This is a genomic window from Pedobacter sp. KACC 23697, from assembly GCF_045348445.1.
Taxonomy (GTDB): domain Bacteria; phylum Bacteroidota; class Bacteroidia; order Sphingobacteriales; family Sphingobacteriaceae; genus Pedobacter.
Genome location: NZ_CP157485.1, coordinates 3,555,570 through 3,575,053 on the forward strand (window position 1 = coordinate 3,555,570; position 19,484 = coordinate 3,575,053).

At 41.1% G+C, this 19,484-nt stretch carries 19 protein-coding genes and 1 pseudogene; 7 read left to right on the forward strand and 13 right to left on the reverse strand.

Annotated elements, in window-relative coordinates:
- Positions 1-188 precede the first annotated feature (188 nt).
- The gene (locus ABEG20_RS14110; RefSeq protein WP_406823965.1) at positions 189-1,577 is read right to left on the reverse strand and encodes a DUF4932 domain-containing protein; all 1,389 of its coding nucleotides are present in this window, start codon (positions 1,575-1,577) and stop codon (positions 189-191) included.
- A 339-nt stretch (positions 1,578-1,916) separates the two neighbouring features.
- Between ABEG20_RS14110 and ABEG20_RS14115 the strand changes: the two genes are divergently transcribed.
- Complete coding sequence (locus ABEG20_RS14115; RefSeq protein WP_406823966.1) at positions 1,917-2,429, forward strand: hypothetical protein; 513 nt, start codon at positions 1,917-1,919, stop codon at positions 2,427-2,429.
- 187 nt (positions 2,430-2,616) lie between these two features.
- Here ABEG20_RS14115 and ABEG20_RS14120 read toward each other — a convergent pair whose 3' ends face one another.
- From ABEG20_RS14120 to ABEG20_RS14140, 5 genes and pseudogenes are all read right to left on the reverse strand, one after another.
- Positions 2,617-2,805, reverse strand: coding sequence for a hypothetical protein (locus ABEG20_RS14120; protein WP_406823967.1), 189 nt, complete (start codon positions 2,803-2,805; stop codon positions 2,617-2,619).
- Positions 2,806-2,936: 131 nt separating this feature from the next.
- Positions 2,937-3,590: a CPBP family intramembrane glutamic endopeptidase gene (locus ABEG20_RS14125; RefSeq protein ID WP_205056121.1), complete on the reverse strand. Its 654-nt coding sequence runs from the start codon at positions 3,588-3,590 to the stop codon at positions 2,937-2,939.
- Between the two features lie 79 nt (positions 3,591-3,669).
- Positions 3,670-3,786 (reverse strand): annotated as a pseudogene (locus ABEG20_RS14130) (hypothetical protein); the annotation flags it as partial.
- A 45-nt stretch (positions 3,787-3,831) separates the two neighbouring features.
- Positions 3,832-4,002 carry an ATP-binding protein gene (locus ABEG20_RS14135; RefSeq protein ID WP_406823968.1) on the reverse strand — a complete coding sequence of 57 codons (171 nt, stop codon included), beginning with the start codon at positions 4,000-4,002 and terminating at the stop codon, positions 3,832-3,834.
- A gap of 59 nt (positions 4,003-4,061) precedes the next feature.
- The gene (locus tag ABEG20_RS14140; protein ID WP_406823969.1) at positions 4,062-4,199 is read right to left on the reverse strand and encodes a hypothetical protein; all 138 of its coding nucleotides are present in this window, start codon (positions 4,197-4,199) and stop codon (positions 4,062-4,064) included.
- A gap of 95 nt (positions 4,200-4,294) precedes the next feature.
- Here ABEG20_RS14140 and ABEG20_RS14145 point away from each other — a divergent pair, with 95 nt between their 5' ends.
- Positions 4,295-5,728, forward strand: a complete 1,434-nt coding sequence (locus ABEG20_RS14145) for a DNA/RNA non-specific endonuclease (protein WP_406823970.1) — start codon at positions 4,295-4,297, stop codon at positions 5,726-5,728.
- A 124-nt stretch (positions 5,729-5,852) separates the two neighbouring features.
- On the opposite strand, the gene ABEG20_RS14150 is transcribed toward ABEG20_RS14145, so the two are convergent.
- From ABEG20_RS14150 to ABEG20_RS14160, 3 genes are all read right to left on the reverse strand, one after another.
- Positions 5,853-6,956, reverse strand: a complete 1,104-nt coding sequence (locus tag ABEG20_RS14150; RefSeq protein ID WP_406823971.1) for an FAD-dependent monooxygenase — start codon at positions 6,954-6,956, stop codon at positions 5,853-5,855.
- Positions 6,957-7,034: 78 nt separating this feature from the next.
- On the reverse strand, positions 7,035-7,913 hold the full coding sequence (locus ABEG20_RS14155; RefSeq protein WP_406823972.1) for a helix-turn-helix domain-containing protein: 879 nt from the start codon (positions 7,911-7,913) through the stop codon (positions 7,035-7,037).
- Positions 7,914-8,469: 556 nt separating this feature from the next.
- Positions 8,470-8,835 carry a MerR family DNA-binding protein gene (locus ABEG20_RS14160; RefSeq protein WP_406823973.1) on the reverse strand — a complete coding sequence of 122 codons (366 nt, stop codon included), beginning with the start codon at positions 8,833-8,835 and terminating at the stop codon, positions 8,470-8,472.
- A gap of 116 nt (positions 8,836-8,951) precedes the next feature.
- On the opposite strand from ABEG20_RS14160, the gene ABEG20_RS14165 reads away from it, so the two are divergent.
- Positions 8,952-9,839, forward strand: a complete 888-nt coding sequence (locus ABEG20_RS14165) for an alpha/beta fold hydrolase (RefSeq protein WP_406823974.1) — start codon at positions 8,952-8,954, stop codon at positions 9,837-9,839.
- A gap of 176 nt (positions 9,840-10,015) precedes the next feature.
- On the opposite strand, the gene ABEG20_RS14170 is transcribed toward ABEG20_RS14165, so the two are convergent.
- Complete coding sequence (locus ABEG20_RS14170) at positions 10,016-10,681, reverse strand: DUF6624 domain-containing protein (protein ID WP_406823975.1); 666 nt, start codon at positions 10,679-10,681, stop codon at positions 10,016-10,018.
- 649 nt (positions 10,682-11,330) lie between these two features.
- A complete protein-coding gene (locus tag ABEG20_RS14175; protein WP_406823976.1) occupies positions 11,331-12,062 on the reverse strand; it encodes a LytR/AlgR family response regulator transcription factor in 732 nt (243 codons plus the stop codon).
- A gap of 186 nt (positions 12,063-12,248) precedes the next feature.
- On the opposite strand from ABEG20_RS14175, the gene ABEG20_RS14180 reads away from it, so the two are divergent.
- The gene (locus ABEG20_RS14180; RefSeq protein ID WP_406823977.1) at positions 12,249-12,665 is read left to right on the forward strand and encodes a hypothetical protein; all 417 of its coding nucleotides are present in this window, start codon (positions 12,249-12,251) and stop codon (positions 12,663-12,665) included.
- A gap of 216 nt (positions 12,666-12,881) precedes the next feature.
- On the opposite strand, the gene ABEG20_RS14185 is transcribed toward ABEG20_RS14180, so the two are convergent.
- Together ABEG20_RS14185 and ABEG20_RS14190 are read right to left on the reverse strand one after the other, a co-directional pair.
- The gene (locus tag ABEG20_RS14185) at positions 12,882-13,619 is read right to left on the reverse strand and encodes an Imm49 family immunity protein (RefSeq protein WP_406823978.1); all 738 of its coding nucleotides are present in this window, start codon (positions 13,617-13,619) and stop codon (positions 12,882-12,884) included.
- Positions 13,620-13,625: 6 nt separating this feature from the next.
- Positions 13,626-14,051, reverse strand: coding sequence for a hypothetical protein (locus ABEG20_RS14190; protein ID WP_406823979.1), 426 nt, complete (start codon positions 14,049-14,051; stop codon positions 13,626-13,628).
- Positions 14,052-14,553: 502 nt separating this feature from the next.
- Between ABEG20_RS14190 and ABEG20_RS14195 the strand changes: the two genes are divergently transcribed.
- The 3 genes from ABEG20_RS14195 to uvrA all read left to right on the forward strand — a co-directional run bounded on the left by ABEG20_RS14195 (position 14,554) and on the right by uvrA (position 19,439).
- A complete protein-coding gene (locus tag ABEG20_RS14195) occupies positions 14,554-15,783 on the forward strand; it encodes a glycoside hydrolase family 76 protein (protein WP_406823980.1) in 1,230 nt (409 codons plus the stop codon).
- A 517-nt stretch (positions 15,784-16,300) separates the two neighbouring features.
- The gene (locus tag ABEG20_RS14200; RefSeq protein WP_406823981.1) at positions 16,301-16,528 is read left to right on the forward strand and encodes a hypothetical protein; all 228 of its coding nucleotides are present in this window, start codon (positions 16,301-16,303) and stop codon (positions 16,526-16,528) included.
- Between the two features lie 406 nt (positions 16,529-16,934).
- Positions 16,935-19,439: an excinuclease ABC subunit UvrA gene (gene uvrA / locus ABEG20_RS14205; protein ID WP_406823982.1), complete on the forward strand. Its 2,505-nt coding sequence runs from the start codon at positions 16,935-16,937 to the stop codon at positions 19,437-19,439.
- Positions 19,440-19,484 lie beyond the last annotated feature (45 nt).

Below are 19,484 nucleotides of genomic sequence, written 5' to 3' on the forward strand. Positions count from 1 at the left end.
TTGTAATAGAATTAGGGTAAATGGATGTGTTATTGTGACTAAAGAAACGGAGTAGTCAAAAATAAATCATGGCCGCACTACTGTTTATACTTAGAAGATAGCGGGTTTATACACCTGCTTAGCTGCTAAACCCCTAATCATTTCTATTTACCATCCGGTAACCAGACCTTTATCGTACCCATAATGATCTATTTTGCCTTTAATGCTGTAATGATCTCGGCAGCTTTTTGTGCGTAGGATTTGTCAAGGAACTCGTTGTTATACCAGCACTCCAGCTGATCTACTATTTGAGGCAGGTAGCGGTAAAAACGTTTGTCTACATTGTCTTTTAAGATTTCGTCTGCTTTTAGCCTATCGCCTAACAATCTCGCAATCATCACTTCATTTGCCCGGTTAAAATGTTCATACAAGCAAATTTTCCATTGGTTATAACCCTGCTCACTCATCTGCTTTTTAATGGGCTCAAATAAAGGAGCACTGGCACTAATGATTTTTTCATCAACCAGATCTATTGCCGGATTAACAAAGGCATGTCCAAATTCATGGACGGCTATGGTGCGTAGAGATAAACTATTGTCAAAACCAAGTTTCAGCTGATTGATATCATCAACTTCTTTCGGCTGGTTAGTGCTTGCAAATATATTTCCTATTGTATTTTGACTTCCTACCGCAAAACCGGAACTGAAGGGCATGGTTAAACTTGGGTAAAGCACATAATGTTCTACCTCTTTTCCAAAAAGATTCTCCAGCTCTGCAATGAAGTTTGAGGCGGGCATGTTCGTCGTAATTTCTTTCTGGACAGTTTCATAATAAGGCTTAAAATCCACCAAAAATTTCTGAAAATTTATTTCCAGGAAAAAGCTGTTAAATGCAGCTGTAAATCTTTGTGCATCTGACAAACTGGAAAAGGATTTCAAAAAACGGTTATCTTTTTCTACTGTGGCATTCGGAAAATCCGGTAGGCTCATCACAAAGTTTGCATAATGCGCATAAAAATCTTTATCGAAATAGGTTTTGATTACCTTAAGATTTTCTGATTTTAAAAATGATTTAAAGGTGTTGGCTATTTTGGTAGTTAAGGCATAAAGCGCTTTAACTTTTACGGGTTGACCATTTATTTCAAATGACTGGTCATCAGAAAAGCCTGTAAAATCATCATAGTTTGCTAAAACATAACTCAGTGCCAATAATTCGATGTTGGAATTATAGCGAACCTCAATATTTTTTTTTGTAAATTGAGGATAATTTAACCGAAAAGAGCCTTTGGCGTGGTTTCCTGCCAATTTTATCAGCAGTTTATTTTTTAAATCCAGCTTATGATGGCTAACCGGATTGGGATGACTTAACCTCTTCTCATTAGCAAAAAGCTGTAATGATCCCGAAGTTGTAGCCAGTTTAGCATTAAGATATAATATATGATCTTTATGAGCGGGAAATTTTAGCTTTTCATTCCCGCTAAAATCCTGAAACGTTGCCTCCCAGGATTGTTGGGTTTGCTTGCTATTCCACTGCTTGCTTACCGTACAAGCAGTGAACAATAATAAACCTGATAATAAGGTTAAAACTTTTTTTAACATGGTTTGATCATCTTTTACACAAAAATCAATGTTATAACCTTCCAGGCCACTACACTTTAGTGTAAATTTACATTAACACGAACATAGACCTGAATGAACATCGGGGCAGCAGCTGTTAACAACATACAAACTTAAAATCTTATTGAATATTTTAATTGCGCATTAACTGAATGCAGTTACTAAAACATACAAGGGAAACTCACCGGCCCAGCTTTAAATGAACGCTGTACCTGGTGCATAACAGATCTATAAAGGTAATATATCAGTGATTGAATATCTCCGTAGCTTCAACCGATTTTATGGAATGCTTGATCTTCTTGTTGCGGAATCAATCTATTTTTGAGTCTAAGGCGGATTAACTCCGGCTCCCGTGTAGCCTTTCAATGGCAAAATGATTATGACTTCGTTTGGTCTGAAACAGGTATTAGCCCGAGTAATGTATTTGATGCAAAGCAGATTTTAAGCGCAAATCCGCCGTATCAAAATACGGTTACCTTTGCCCGGATTAACTCCGGTCATAACTTTACCCAAGCGGTAGGCGGCCAGTTTAACAACCTGCTGACGATAAAAGCGGAGGACGTTCTTTTTGAGGAAGGGGCGGGCTCGCCCAGTATTGGCATTGCTAATTCAGGCGCGCCCCTATTTGCCCGTCCGGCCAGGCCGCATACAATTTACAACTTTCTTATCCCGCCACAACAACAATACCGTATTGCCCATGGTAGTTATGAGCAAGGGCAGGTTTTAGACATTGATGCAATCACGGATTTTGTGGAGCTGATATTTTTAAGGGATCAGTTTAACATGACCGTAACACTAAATGCAGATATGAGCTGGACGGTTAAGCCCGGCTAAGAGGCTGTACTGCGCTTACCTTACCGATAATAAAAAGCTGACAAACGCTATTTGATATAAATTTAATGCTACACCGGCTTACCGCTCAACTTTGTTTTTAGGGTGAAGAACCTCATTTATTTATTCGGCTGTATTTGTTTATTCGGTTGTAGAGAGAAATCAGCAACAGTTTCGTACCCATGATGATCTATTTTGCCTTTAATTCTGTAATGATCTCGGCAGCTTTTTGTGCGTAGGATTTGTCAAGAAACTCATTGTTATACCAGCACTCCAGTTGATCTACTATTTGAGGCAGGTAGCGGTAATAACGGTTGTCTGCATTGTCTTTTAAGATTTCCTCTGCTTTTTGGTTGTCGCCTAATAATCCCGCAATCATCACTTCATTTGCCTGGTTGAGATGTTCATATAAGCAAATTTTCCATTAATTATAACCCTGTTATTACCGGACCAGAATTTTGTTTGATAATTACTTATCATTTGCATTTCCTTTTTTATAGATAAACTTTTTTACCATATGAATTGATAAAATTCAATATATCCCAAATAGCTTAAAGTAAGGAAAAGGGTATCTATCAAACCATGAACGATAATATTAATCCAGATATTCTGGAATTTCATGTACAGCAGTGCAAAAGCGATCCCGAAAACAAAAGTCATTATCAACCCGGCAACGCCCTGATACAAATGCGGCAAACAGAACATCAATGCTGAAAGGATAGCGATAAGTACCTTCTTATTTCCAAAAATATTTTTCAGCTGAGCAAAAGCAAATGCCCGGAACAATAGTTCCTCTCCTATTGCTGCACTGATCCACATGCGGTATAACCACTTAAAATACTGCGGAGTGTCACCTTTAATATGCTCAAACGAAGAATAATCAGGCGGCTCGTGGCAAAGCCAATTAACCAATGGTTGAACAATAAAATCTACACCCAGTTCTAAAATCACATAAGAGATTAGCATTATTTTTACCTCTCTAAAACGGAGATGCTTAAAATTGAGGGATTTAAGATCTCGGTTCTGCAGATAGGTTGCAAGCAAAATAAATACAATGATAACACAGAAAGTATAGGGGAACCTGGTCAATGGATTGTAGATCAGTAAAAAAGCGATCGAAAGCAGAAAGAGCGATACCCATTTATTCCGAAGTTCTAATTTCATTTGGGAAATAATTTGTGCAAATATAAATTAATGCAAACGCACCAGCCTTAAAACTTCCAGAAACTTATTTTCTTTATTTTCACAAACCCAATTTCTGACATAGCCTGATGGCATTAAAATTAGTATCGGCGACGTGCAGGAAAGGAATTTTAGATGCTTCAAACATCTTATCGCTTGCGTGGACAATCAGCTGTTTTACATAACCTTTTTCCTATATGTTCAGGATGGGTAACTATAGCGCTTAATTCAGTATAGCCATCCATTTACCGGCATCTTTTACCACAATAACAATGTGGCCGTTTTCCGTCCGTTTAAAATCTACCGCAATACTACTGGAAGGGATGCTAAATTTAATGGCGTTGCTTAAAAGGTTGCTAATAACAAAATCTAAGTGGTCCTCATCGGCATTCAATTAACGAAGGTGCTTGCTCATGTAACTTTCCCTGGGAACTGGCAATGCTTAAAGCCTGCTTATGGTATGCTACGGCTTTTTGGGTATTTCGTCATCATAGGGTACACTTTACCACGCTCTCTCAGGAAGTTCAGATGATGGAGCAGGTGGACAGTAGCATCTGAAAAAGATTTTAACCTTTCGAAGGTTTTATTCATATTAATTTAACATCACCGCTGTTTTTTTTTTGATACCTTCGCCCCTCATTTTAAAATGATCTGATTAGCGCCACTCTTTAGACATTTAAAAAACAATGAAATTTAAAAACATCCTTATCTATTCAGGATTGATTGGAGTCCTGTCCCTGTCTGCCTGTTCGAAAAAAATTGCTGTTGAGGGAGAAACTCCGGTAGCCCCACCAAAAGCGGCAACGGCATACACCATTACTGAAACCTTTGAATCTGGCACCAAAGCGAGTTATGCATTAGATAGTGTACAACTCTTAACCGGTAAATGGACGTTGAGCGATGCACTTTTAGTTAACCTTGCCGCAGATGCAAAGAATGGTGCAAAGGCTGTGAGGCTGAGAACCGGATACCTTTCCATGAATTTTGATATTGCAGGAACCAAAATGATTTATGTATCGCATGCTAAATACGGCACAGATGCCAGTTCTACCTGGCAGCTGTTGGCTTCAACAGATGGTGGAAAGACCTATGCCCAGCTGGGTACAGATATTAATGAGACCAGTAACATACTCGTAACAGATTCGTTTAAGGTGAGCACTACCGGGAAAATCCGCTTTCAGATTAAAAAAGCCGGTACCACCAGAATCAATATTGATGATATCATTTTTAAAGGTACAGGTGATCCCGGTATAACGGTAGGTACCCCAGATACTGACCCAACAGATAATGGCAATACCGGAACTGCGGCGCCGGGAAGAGGCACCCCCGAAGCCGGTGCAGATGCACCACCGGCAGGCGGCGACAATTCTAACCTGTTATTTGGCAATCCTTCTGGTGCACAGGCCAATATTGTTTCAGCAGAAAATTACCTGATTGATCAAAAATACTATGTAGAGAGCTATAGTATGACCCGCGGCATACCGAATTGGGTAAGCTGGCACCTAGATCCAAACAATTTTAATGGAGCCGTAACCAGGAAAGACGATTTCGCTTCTTTTACGGGCCTGCCATCCAACTGGTACCAGGTACAGAGCAACAGCTATTCGGGTTCTGGTTTTGACAGGGGCCATAATTGCCCTAGTGGCGACCGAACCAGCTCAAGCAATGCCAACTCAGCTACGTTTCTGATGACCAATATGATCCCTCAGGCGCCGAACAATAATCAGAAAACCTGGGAATCGTTTGAAAGTTACCTGCGTGCGCAGGCCTTAAACGGTTATGAGGTTTATGTAATTATGGGTAGCTACGGCACGGGCGGCATTGGCTCTGCAAGTGCTTCGGTAATCAATACCATCAATAATGGGAAGGTAACCGTTCCATCCAATGTATGGAAAGTGGCCGTACTGTTAAAAACAGGAGATAATGATTTAAGCCGCGTAACGGCTTCAACAAGGGTAATTGCCATTAATACCCCTAACGTGAATTCTATTGGTGCCAATTGGAAAGATTATATTGTAACGGTAAGGGATATTGAAAGCGCAACCGGATATAACCTGCTTGCTAACCTGCCACAAAATATACAGGATGTAGTAGAGAAAGCTAAAGACCCTGGTAACTAATTTAAGCCAGATAGGCACCCAGGCACAAGCCCATTTAATACCATAACAGCCGTATCACAAAAAATGATTCGGCTGTTGTTATTTTTGGTAGCTTAACAGTGTAGGATTTAGAAAATGTTTACCGTTAAAACTCAAAACCATTGGTATTTCTCTGGTTAATTTCCGCTTGCGTAGCTGGTAGCAACTTACCCAACATCAATACTGCAGTTTGCTGCACTTCTTCAATAAAAGGGCTCAGATCTTTGTTATACATTTTGAAAGCCTGCTGGAAATCATCACGGTTTTTTCTGATAGCGTCCGCCAATGCAGTGGCTCCGATAATGGCCAGTGAGCCGCCCATTCCGGCAGCCGGCGAAGCACAATATCCGGCATCACCCGCCAGGGCTACCCTACCTTTAGTCCAGGATGGCATTTTAATCTGGCAGAACTGATCAAAGTAGAATGAACCGGAATTTAGCAGTTCTTCTTTCAATTCGGCAGCCCTCCATCCTACCTCTTGGATTTGGGTACGCACAATTTCCTTTATCTGATCCAGGTTACGGAAATCATATAAGACATCCTCTTGTTGCCGGAACATAAAAATGATGTCGGTTTTATTATGGTATGCATACATAGAAAGGCTTTTATTTGGCTCGGCATACAATTGATAGGCCCCCTCCTCAATTAATAACCTGTTGGCAGTGGCGATGCAAAAATAAGACCCTAAATGATAGGCAAATTCAGCTTCCTTTCCAAACCATATTTTGCGTACCACGGAGTGAACCCCATCGCAACCGAATACAAATTGATACTTACTTTCGTTGCCGTCGCTGAAGCAGACTTTCATGCCATCTTCTTCATCCACCAAGGCCAGAATTGTACTGTTAAATATAAAATTAACGGCATCTTTTACGAGATCAAACAGCATATGGAGTAAAACATCTCTTTCTATCTCAAACTCGTTTTCCGGAAGTTCGTCCAACGAAACGGTGTGTTCGCTTTCATCAGCAGCATTTTTAAACTCCCATTTTTGAGGTCCGATCCTGTGGGCCTTCAGTTGATCAAGAAGTCCCATCCTTTCCATAATCCCTACCGTTTCATCTTTGATATCAACTGGTGTACCACCGGTTTTAAGATGGCTGCCCAGTTCTACTACCGTCACTTCGTATCCCATTTCTCTCATCCAATACGCCATAGTAAGGCCGGCAAAGCTTGCGCCGCATACCAGTACCTTGTTATTACATTCCATTTTGTCTTATTTAAATTAAGATGTAAAATTCTTTAATCAGACAAAAAACGAAAAGCATTAAAAGAGGTAAACATTAGACTAACCGTGGTTTTTGTTCCGGAATGTAAGGGCCGAAACCCCGGCTGCCCTTTTGAACAACCTTACAAAATAAGGATAGTCATCAAAGCCCAGTTGATGAGCAATTTCTTTCACTGATTGATCTGTATGGTACAAGCATCGTTTAGCTTCGAGAATGATACGGTCCTGAATATTTTGAGAAACTGATAAACCTGTAGTATGCTTTACACACTCGTTTAGGTAAGCAGTAGAAATATTTAACTGAAGGGCGTAGTCACCCGGCCTTTTGGCCACGCGGTATTGTTTCTCCAAAAGCTTTCTGAATGCCCTCGTCACAGTTTCAGCTCTTGACAACGATGTTTCAACGCCATGCCGATCTAAAAATTGTGAAATGACAAAGGTGATCAGGGTATTGCAGCTGTGCTTTAATAAAAGATAATGAAGCTTATTGCCTTTTTGAAGGGAAAACCCCAGGCAGAGTTGAAAAATGGTGGAGAGCATATGTTCTTTTTCTGCAGTAAGCGATAAAGGTACTGCAGGCACAATGCCCTCAAGCAATTTGATTGAATCAGCATCCATCACTTCGTCCTTAACCGATAAAGAGCAGATAGTAATATCTTCGAAATGAATGATGCGGTGAACCTGGGCAGGGTGCATGTATACTACGGCAGGCGCACAAACCCGATACTGTTTAAAATCGATTTCTATATCAACGGTTCCTTTCTCCAGGATATGAAAAGTATGTCCTTCATCTCTATGCGAACTTCGGAAATCGTTTTTTTGGAAACTCATTCTATCAATGGATACCCCGTGTACATTATAGTGATCCATCGTATTAAAATATATATAATTCTCTTTTATCCTGTCTGATAAATCAGTAATCAAATTTTCATCATCCATTTCTTAATTTATAAATATTAACTATGTGAGCATATCCTATAATTGCGGAGCATAAAATTGCAGTTAAAAATCTAAAGGCCATGTACAAAACTATTTATTTCGATTCTTATTTAATTTCAAATGCGCTTTTAAAAAAGTAGAAAAGGTTGTTTACACTAACTGATTATGGCTCGGTGGTACCCTCATGCCTACAGGAGGAATTTCCTGCTGCAAAAAACAGCTATCGAAATAACGACAGATAATTACCTAAACGAACCCATGATGGATGATTACCTCAGCATGTCCCGAATGCCGATGGACAGCAATTGCCTGAAAAGGAATTAAGGGTAAGGTTTTTAGAGAATATACAGCCCTTGCTTACCATTGCGAATAATAATGGGTTTGAATACATGAGGAGGCTTTGATAGCTGTAGCGTTGATAAAATACAGCTCTGTTTCTTCCTGTAAAACGTTAATCTTTTCCAATAGGCACTGGTCCTAATATGAAACTCAGGTCAGCATGTAGCGCATCAGCGTTAATGTTATGAAAGGTATATGCAGGCTATACACCAGGATTTTATAAATTTCTATTTTCAATATTCTCCTTACATATTTTAATCTGCTTTTTCATGGCATTCAGTTCTGCAATTTTCTCATCAATTTGCAACAACCTTTTGTCCAGCACTTCAAATTGTGCCTTTTGGGTGATTTCCTTTTTGTACCATAGATCAACAACCTCCTTAATTTCATTTAATGTAAAACCTACTGCTTTGGCCATCTGTATAAAATTAAGTTTATCAATGGCTTCCTGCTCGTAAAACTGGTAGTTATTGGTGTTCACTCCGGTTTTCCGCCGCCCGCTAATCAGCCCGCTCTTTTCGTAGAACCTCAATGTCGGGATCGGAATACCGGTTTCTTTAGCTAGCTGGTGAATAAGTTTCATGATGTGGAAAAATAAAGTTGAACTATGAAGTATACTGCATACTTGTGCCCTACAAATTTAGTGTCTAAGTTCGCATTTGAAAATAAAGAAGCTTTAAATTATAACAGAAAACGATCATGCACAATCCCTTTAGCAGCACCACACTCCTGAAAAGCCTTCCCGGCTTTGAAAGCCACTTTGTACAAGTGAACGGCACCCAGCTACATTATATTGAAGGCGGGCATGGACAGGCTTTGATCCTTCTTCCCGGTTATCCTGAAACCTGGTGGAGTTGCCATCAGATTATGCCGCTACTCGCATCAGAATTCCGGCTTTTTGTTGTTGAAATGCGGGGAATGGGCGATTCCGATAAGCCAGCGGATGGCTATGATAAACGGAATATGGCAAAAGACCTTTACGAACTGACCAGACTGCTTCATCTTGAAAAAGTATTTATTGCCGGACAGGATATCGGGGCACACGTAGCCTACAGTTTTGCAGCGAATTTTCCGGGTGCAACCGAAAAAGTAATCTTGATTGATACACCGCATCCCGAAGAGGGAATGTACCAGCTCCCGATGCTGCCTATCCCAGGTGCAAAACATATCTATCCCTGGTGGCTGGCCTTCAACCAGATAAAAGAGTTGCCTGAAGAAATTATGGAAGGAAGGATGAATATCGTCATTGACTGGATGTTTGATCAACTATTGGTAAATCTACAGGCGGTAACGGGCTTTGACCGGTCAGTTTATGCATTTTTCTATAATAGTAAGGACGCCATACGGGCTTCAAACGGCTGGTATCAGGCATTTAACAAAGATATCGCGGACTTTAAAGCGTACAGAAAAATTGAACTTCCGCTACTGGCTATCGGTGGCAGTGGCTACGAAATACTGGAGAATGGAATAAAAGAAAATGCCACAGCTGTTAAACTGGTGAAAATCGAAGACTGCGGACACTTCCTGCTTTCAGAGAAGCCACAAGAATGTGCGGCCCATATGATCAGTTTCTTAAACACTCCTTAACACTGGCTTGGATTAAGCCTGGTGATCATGGCAAAAGTAATGCAGAGGAGATACCTCAGTTAACTTAATAACCATACCGATTCGGCCCTGCCGGCAGTATTGCTGTACCAAACCTAAAACCAATTGTTATTACGCATCAACGGATAAAGTTTTATGAGATAACCCTTGATCTGTTGCTATCGTATGCCCTGTGCTGTGAATATCCGTTCAATGATGGGAAGATCCTGTTTATAGCTTTCCACAGTCCAATCTTGAAGGTAGGTTTGCATTGGAGGCATTCCCATAGCTGTGCGGCGTTTATCCAGATTATCTACGTCAGCAATTGGGTAAGGATATTGCTTCCCGGATGTCCTATCTGTAAATAACTGGCTACCATAACTTTGTGTTTTCCCCTGCCGGATATTGATCCGGTCTTCCAGAATAGCCAGGTTGCTGGATAATATTTCACCCTTTTTTTCTACATCCCTTATCAGCGGCAAGTACTCAAGCTGGGTTTGCAAGTCAGCATGTTGTATGACCAAAAACAACCCCTGGGCTGCAGTCATACCAACCTGCTGAGGGCTTTGCCAACCTTTATCTTTAATGATATTTTTTACGCGTATTAAATTCATGTTATCCGTTTGGCGCATCACCCCTCTCAGACTGTCTACATATTCTTTTGGTTTTTTAGCTTTCAGGGCTTCGGAAACCGCATTTCTAACAGACTGGTCGGATTTATATATGGATTCCAATGAATCTTTTAAAGGTTTGTTCAATTTATCATCATTAATGATGAAGGAGGTCACCTGACTGTAAGCACATAGAGAGATCAGGCAAAAGAAAGTTAATAAAGAAATTTTCACAATGGAAAGTTACAAAAGTTTTAACAATGTCGACATCAGACATTAATTAAAATGGAGGCGGTTATCCGCTCGTTTGGTAAGGCTGTCTTTAAAAGGCACCAGAAATCCAAAATTAATTAAAAATGGAATACCCGGATCTCCATCCGCTGCGCTAACCGTGATGCAACAATAGCTGAGCCCTTGATTTCGGCAATTAAAAGGAAATCATGCTAAAATATACGGCGTTTCTCTTCTGTAGGTAAATCAAATTTATTCGTAAGCGCGTTTTGTAAAATATTCGTTGCGGCTGCCATTATTGTATGTTGTTCATTACAAGTGTGCATATTCATATAATCTAAAATTTATCATCAAACCGCTAACCAAATACATCACCTCTATAAACATTAGTGTTAACTATGAAAAAGAAAATTACCATTGAGCCAGTGGGGTTACATTCCTACGGACTACAGACTACGGATCACAGTTCATAAATATGCGATAGTTTAATATAGGCGATATTGCTGTCAATCAGTTTGACGTTAACTTGGTCGCGATTCATTTCCCGCAAGATGAAAAAGAGGCAAATTGTTGTTTTCCCAATTCCAAACTGTCATTGAGCGCTATAAAGATGGTGTTAGGTTTTAGTTATTTCGCATACCTTTCCTTACCTTCAATGATTGATATGTTGTGTATTTCTACCATTTAACCTTTCCATCAGCCCTACTCTATAGACATCGCCAATAGGTACCCTAAAATCCCCCTGTAGTTTTATCTGGGAACCGGAAATTGATTTGATTGCATTCAAATTTATGATAAAGGATTTATGCACACGTGAAAAAATCTGGGATGAAAGATCTTTACCGATATCCTTAATACCAAGATGGGTCTTGAATATTTCATCGTAAGTCTGGATAAGAACATAATGCCCTACTGCCTCAATAAAAATAATATCACTGAGTCTAACCTGAGCAAATTTACCCTTAACCCCAGTATTAATATAGATCGATTTATTGGTATCCGGGTGCGTTATCGATCCCATGTGTTTCCGTAACCTTTGGACACTCTTTTCAAACCTTTCAAATGAAATGGGTTTCAGCAGAAAATCAAGGGCAGCTTTTTCAAATGCATCAACCGCGTAACTTACATAAGCAGTAATAAATATAATATCGATATCCTCATCCACCAATTCAGCTATCTCCAAGCCAGAAAGCATAGGCATATTGATATCCAAAAAAAGCACATCAGGTTTGGGACCCTGCCGGATCTCGTTCAAAGCCTCTATAGGGTCAATATTTGTTCCAATCAGGCACAGGTTTGGACACCTCATAATGTGCATGGAGAGATTTTCTATAGAATGGAATTCATCGTCGATAATGTAACAGTTCAATATATCCGGCATCATGCATTCACGTCAAGTTAATAGAAGCCCACAAAGATAGCATGGGAATGTAACTAGAATACTACAATCAAAACGGATTTGGTGTATAGAATAAGCCTGTTTGTGTCAACAATCACCGAAGACACAGCTGACAATTGGTTTCTGGGAATACCTGATCACGTATTTTATTGAAACTCTCAAAACGAAGAAATGAAGCCGCACCTGTTTCAAATTCAGCGCCGCAGACCGAAAGTGATATCACTAGCAGCAGGTCATGGCAACTTTGCCGTTGAATATTTTATCCCCTACGCCTTCGTATCTTATGATCCGATCTGGAACCGCCCCCCTGCTGATGCGTCATCAAGTAGCCGTAAGAATGATAAACTACCCGGAATAGAAGATTATGTTGAAGGGTATTACCGGCTGCAAAAAACAGCTATTGAAGTGATGACGGTAAACCACCCCAACGAACCCATGAGGGAAGATTACCTAAGCCTGTTGCCAAATGCCGATGCGAAGCAATTGCCTGAAACAGATTTAAGAAGAAGATTTTTAGAAAACACTCAGCCGCTGCTTACCATTGCGAGTAATAATGGTTTTGAATACATGAGAACTCCGATTTCTTAATAGAAGTTTCCGCGCCTTCTTTTTATTTCTTTCTGTATATGAATACTAAACCGTCATCCATTTCCAAATAAATCGCAAGCTGAAAGACGGTATCGCTATGATATTGCCGACGTGTAGGTGCCTCTTTTGAAACAGTCGGTTGCACGAAACATGAATAAAAAAGTGGCCACCTTCATCAAAAACAGGTAACCACATCTGCGAAAACTGGCGCTACAGTTAACTATTTAAAAAATCATACTTACCATCATATTCATCAAGTGGATGATATGGTAGCAGTTCCTTTGCAATTAAGGGATGGTCAATCTGTATTTCAAAGCCTTTCAACCAGGCAAGCTTGAGGTAGGTTAAGGCAGGTATTGATACATACTGTTCACTGATACCCATGTACCGATTCCGCTTTTTATGATCTTTAAGCAATTGTTTTATTGCCAAACACATTTTAGATTCATCTTTGTCAATCATTCCTTCAAAAAAAAGTATATCAGACAAAATTCCTTTTTGGAGTTTTGGATTTTTAGTATTCATAATTTCAATGCTCCATTTTACTCTTTCCCAATCACCCTTCATGATCTGTTGAATGCAATACAAAAGTGTGCTATAGCCCTGCTCAACCATCCAATTATAATTTGAGTGTGCAAGATCAGCAAAACGATCAATTAGTCGTTTATTGTCGCTTAACAACACATAAGTAAGGTTTTTAACGCCAGAATCCAGAATTTTTGAGTTGTAACGGGTAATTAGAAATTCATCTATGCAACCACACCGGTACGCGTTTAATTTAGCACCATGATAATCTTTATTGTGCAAATGGTATAAGAAAAACGTCTCATTGTAGTACCAGAGACCAGTAATCTGACCTTCTAAGTTATTTTTTAACCTGATTTGTTCGAGTGTTTCTCCTTCTCTAGCAGAATCTGTTTGATATAGTGATTGGATCGAAATGTAATTTGACATATAGTTCTAGTATTGCGCTAATTTAACCATTATAATTTCTCCGGAGGACCTGTCGACACCTGTAACCGTCTTTGTAAATAAATTCCTATTATTTTGAAACAAGGTCTCTAAAGTGTTTCCTAACGTCGAAGTATTCGAGTCTGCTTTAAGTTTAGCTATTACGTCTCTTACCCATCCGTCGCTCATCTGAGCTCTCAAACCCGTTCTGGGATTTGCAGCATTCAGTTTAATATTGCCCATAACACTAACCTGTTTCGCTTCGATAATTAAAACCTCTTGGAAATTACCTGCTGCATCTTTTTTGATATATAATCCATCAAAGGGCTCAACAAATTCTTCGGGAAACCCTAAGCTACATTCAAACTCAATAGTGATCATGAAAAGATTAGCCACATAGATGGGAAACCGGTCCATCTGATCCCTTTCTGCCAAATAACAAGATAAAGACAAACAATAGCATTATCTACTAAAGCCTAAAATAGAGCAGTGGTATCCACAGTTTATAAATAGTTTGCAGGCTATAACAAGATCCCGGGATGGAGCCGAAACGCAAAGAAAAGGTATTCCGATTAATATCAAAGTAAAATACACAATCAGGGATATCATACAACATAGAGATTCTGTACTCAATAGGGCAATTGCATATGCGAACCAGAAACGAAATTTCGCATTCTTTCTTTCCAAAAAACGTATCTTCTAAGCCCTAATCCCTTTGGTGGTGTATTTCTATTTTTTATTGACGGTCCATCTTTTATTTTGCCTTAACCGAAAAATTGATGTTTTATAGCCATTCCTAAATCGTTTTTGTAAAATATTCGTTGCGCCTGCCATTATTGTATTTTGTTCATTACAAGTGTGTATATTCATATCATCAAACATTAAATCGTTTTACCGCTAACCAAATACATCACCTCTATAAACATTAGTGTTAACTATGAAAAAGAGAATTACCATTGAGCCAGTGGAATTACATTCCTACGGACTAAAATTGAGCAACAAAAAAAAACTTTTAGCAAGCATTTTCGCTTTCAGCTGTTTGTTTACTGCCTGTAAAAAAGAGCAACCAGACATCGCACTGTTATCACCTGAAAAAAGTGCTCTCAATGCAACATCCAATACGGTGGCAACCCTTTCCATACCTGCTAAAAGTGAGGCCTTATTGGCCATGCAGGTTTATAACAATCATTTTTATCATCAGTACGGCACATATGGTCCTTCATATAAGGCATATTACTGGAAAGATGATAACCATACCGGCAGAATGGATTTCTGGACCCAGCAGGAAGCGATTGAAATGCTGATAGATGCCTATAATATCAATCCCGGCACCGATTTAAAAAATAAGATTTCTTACTTATACAATGGCGTAAGAGATGGTTATGGTTTACTGTGGTCTGACAATAAATTTAATGATGATATTGTTTGGGGAGCACTAATGTGTGTAAGGGCTTTTAAAATAACCAATGACGGCGGCATGTTGGATATGGCAAAAAATAATTTTAACATGATGTGGAACCGCGCCTGGGATACGCAATCGTTAGGTGGTGGCTTATGGTGGACTACCGATAATCAAACTAAAAATACCTGTGTAAATGCGCCGGCAGTGATATGTGCGATGCTGTTATACCAGGCAACAGGCGATGTAAGTTATAAAAACAAGGCTAAACTCATTATGGATTGGATGGTGAACAGACTTTACGACTCATCAAGCGGTGAAGTTAAAGGGGCAATTAACAAGGCCGGTACCATTACCGAGGGGGCGCTTTCTTATACGCAGGGAACTTTTATTGGCGCTTGTGATTTATTACGTGCTGATTTTCCGGCCATAAACTACCTGTTAATGGGTACCAAAGCGATGGATTATGCACGCAATAGCCTTTGTAATTCGCCCGGAGGAATTTTAAAAGATGAGAATGGCATTGCTGATACACAGGGCATGAAAAGTATCTTTGCACGCTGGGCCTGCCTTTTTGTAAAAAATACGGGTACAGCAAGTAATTACGGGCCCTGGCTTGATGCCAATGCAGCACAGGCATGGTCTATTCGCAATAACCAGGGCCTGATGTGGAATATATGGGGAACCCGCACGCCGGAAAGCACACGTAATGCTTTTGAAACTACCTGCGGCGTTGCGATGGTTAACGGTATTTACTATTATCGTTAATGATAAGGCGGAATAAATAAAATTTAACCTTAAGTATTTTGATGTTTTGGCCACTGAGCTTCCGGATATTATATTAGTCCGCCGATAACGGATGTAGCCAAATAGAAGAATTTCTGCATAGCCAGCTGGCTGTAAAGTTAAAGCGAAACCACCATCGTAAGCATTAGCTGGCGTATGGTTAACCTGAAAATGCTCTTTACTTCATTTTACCAGGCGTTGATCTTTTTTGCACCCCTGCAATGATCAGTATGAAACAATAAATATAACAATTAGGGTAGCGGAATTAGAATGGATTAAAGACCCTGGGAATTAATTAAAAAAACAGACACTTAAGCATAAGCGTATTTAACAAGATAACAGGCGTATCACTAAAAATGATACGCCTGTTATCATTCTGGTAAGGTAAGAGCGCCACTTTGGTGCTCTTTTGTAGCGCAAATGACAGTAGCCTTCCATCAAAAACTAAATCCCGGCCGATCCATCATTCAACAGCAGGAAGAATGACAAACTCGCCAGGATGGAAGATTATTTTGATGACTATTATCGGCTGCAAAAAACAGCTATCGAAGTGATGGCGGAAAACTACCCCAACGAACCCATTAGGGAAGATTACCTGAGCCTGTTGCTAACTGCGGATGCACATCATTTGGCTGAAATAGATTTAAGAAGAAGATTTTTAGAAAACACTCAGCCGCTGCTTACCATTGCGAAAAATAATGGTTTTGAATATATGGGGAGGTTATAATATCATCTAAAAAATATGATGATGAAAATCTTTTGTAACAATGATAAATGGCTTAAATTTTTTCAACGGAAGAAACACTGAGTAAGGTGGCAAATAGTGACAGAAGGTAATTGACCATTTTTTTATTGTTGCGAATCGATGATTATATTGCTATCTGTTACGCTGCGTTTATAGCGGTTTCATCTTTTAAGGTAAATAGCGTTGCCGCTTTGTATACCCCTCACCCATTCAACTGAACCTTTGGTCAGCGTTAATCTTCTTAGCTTAAGTATTTTCTATTATTTCACTTCCGAACTAAATTTGCATTCCAAATGTTTGCTCAAATGGGTGTGTATAGAAGTGATTTCAGGTTTTGCCAAACCTACTTGGCTAATTGCTGTTGCTAATGGTATACAATGGCTAAGTAATGGAGAAAAAGAACAATACCAATACGATACGGGTAAAGGGTGCGCGGGAACATAACCTGAAAGATATTTCTGTTGAGATACCCCGGGATAAACTGGTGGTATTTACCGGCGTTTCGGGATCCGGAAAATCATCGCTTGCATTTGGTACACTTTATGCCGAGGCGCAACGGCGTTACCTGGAATCTGTTTCGCCTTATGCCCGCAGGCTTTTTAACCAGATGGATGTACCGGAAGTAGACGCTATAGAGGGATTGCCTCCCGCAGTTGCCTTACAGCAGCAGCGTTCAGGAACCTCCACCAGATCGTCAGTTGGCAGCGTAACCACTTTATCGAACCTGCTCAGGATGCTTTTCTCCCGGGCCGGAGACTATCCTCCCGGTCAATCCATCATTTATGCCGAGGGCTTTTCTCCGAATACCCCTGAAGGTGCCTGCAGCGAGTGCCACGGTATGGGCAGTGTATTTGAGGTGACCGAGCAAACCATGGTACCTAACGATACGCTGAGCATCAGGGCAGGCGCCATCGCCTCCTGGCCGCGGGCATGGCAGGGCCAAAACCTGCGCGACATCCTGGTATCGATGGGTTTCGATGTGGATACGCCATGGAAAAAATTGCCAAAAAAGCAAAGGGATTGGATATTGTTTACTGAAGAAACGCCTACAGCGCCCGTTTATCCTGGCCTTTCGCCTGAAGAAACCGCTGCAGCGGTTGCCAAAAAGCAATCGCCTGATTATATGGGTACCTTTATTGGTGCCCGCGCCTACGTATTAAAAACCTTTGCATCAAGCCCGTCTGAACTGATGAAAAAAAGGGTTTCGAAATATATGATCAGCAAGACATGCCCCGTTTGTGAGGGCAAGCGGCTCAAAAAAGAAGCATTGTCTGTAAAATTTAAGGGCAAAGATATTGCAGAAACTGCAGGATTAACATTAGCTGAACTTTCGAAGCTTTTTAGTGAACCCGCCGCGAATAAAAAGGAGGTTAAACCGGAAGAAAAACAGCTGGTGATACAAAGAATTGCTGCCGACATCCGTGCCAGGATTAGTGTGATGCTGGAGCTGGGCTTGGGCTACCTTACCCTTGACAGAAGTACCCCTACCCTTTCGCCGGGCGAGTTACAGCGCCTGCGTTTATCTACCCAGGTACACTCCAATCTTTTCGGTGTGGTTTATGTGCTTGATGAGCCCTCGGCCGGATTACACCCGGCAGATACCGAAGCTTTGTTAAGCATACTGGAGAAATTAAAAAGCGCAGGGAACAGCATATTTGTAGTGGAACACGAAATAGAGGTAATTAGGCGCGCAGACTGGATTATTGATGTAGGGCCGGGTGCAGGCGCGCAGGGCGGGCAGATTATGTACAGCGGCACAGTTGCCGGGCTGAAAAAAAATACCGCCTCTGTTACCGCAAGGTTTCTTAACGGCGCTAACAATCGTACCGAGCACCAGCCCAGAACACCCAATGGGCAGCTCTGCTTGCGGGGTGCTGACAAACACAATTTAAAGAATGTGGACGTTGACTTTCCCCTGGGTGTGATGACTGCTGTAACAGGAATTTCGGGTTCGGGAAAAAGCAGTTTGGTGAGCCAGGTACTGGTAGCCTTACTTGCAAAGCAATTAGGAATGGCGACTGAAATACTGAGCGAGCCTACAGATGAAGGTGCGTTAGCAGACAGCGCAAAGCCGGCCGGAGGCAAAATAACCGGCGGGGCCGGGCAGCTAACCAGATTGGTGGTGGTAGATCAACGCCCCATCGGCAGAACCCCCAGATCGAACCTGGCTACCTATACCGGAATTTTTGACCATATACGCAAACGCTTTGCCGACACACCTGCGGCCAGAAAAAAACGGTACGATGCCGGGCGCTTTTCTTTTAACCTGGCCAAGGGCCGTTGTTCCAATTGCCAGGGTGAAGGCTTTGTAATGGTAGAACTGCTGTTTTTACCGAGTGTATATACCCCCTGCCCGGCCTGCGGAGGTACCCGGTACAACCCCGAAACTTTACAAATAACCTATAGCGATAAAAACATTGCGCAGGTTTTGGAAATGACGGTTGAGGAAGCCTGCCACTTTTTTGATGAAGACCAACAGATTTACCAGGGCCTGAATGTGGTACGGGAGGTAGGCCTTGGTTACCTCAGGCTCGGCCAGTCGGCCACTGAACTATCTGGCGGGGAGGCGCAGCGCATTAAATTAGCAACCGAACTGCAAAAAAATAATAAAGGCTCCTCACTGTACATCCTTGATGAACCCACAACGGGCCTCCACCCGGCTGATGTGGAGCGGCTGCTCTTACAGCTGAACAGGCTTGTAGATACCGGAAACACCGTAATTGTGGTGGAGCATGATATGCAGCTGATTGCGCAAAGCGACTGGGTAATTGATATTGGCCCCGGGGCCGGAAACGAAGGCGGAAAGGTGGTGTTTGCAGGCCTTCCCGAATCGCTATGCGAAAACCCGGATAGTAAAACCGCCAGGTACCTGAAGGCGTACAAAAACCAGTAATCCCGGAAAAATCCGTTTTCAGATTAAAAAAGCGGGTACCACCAG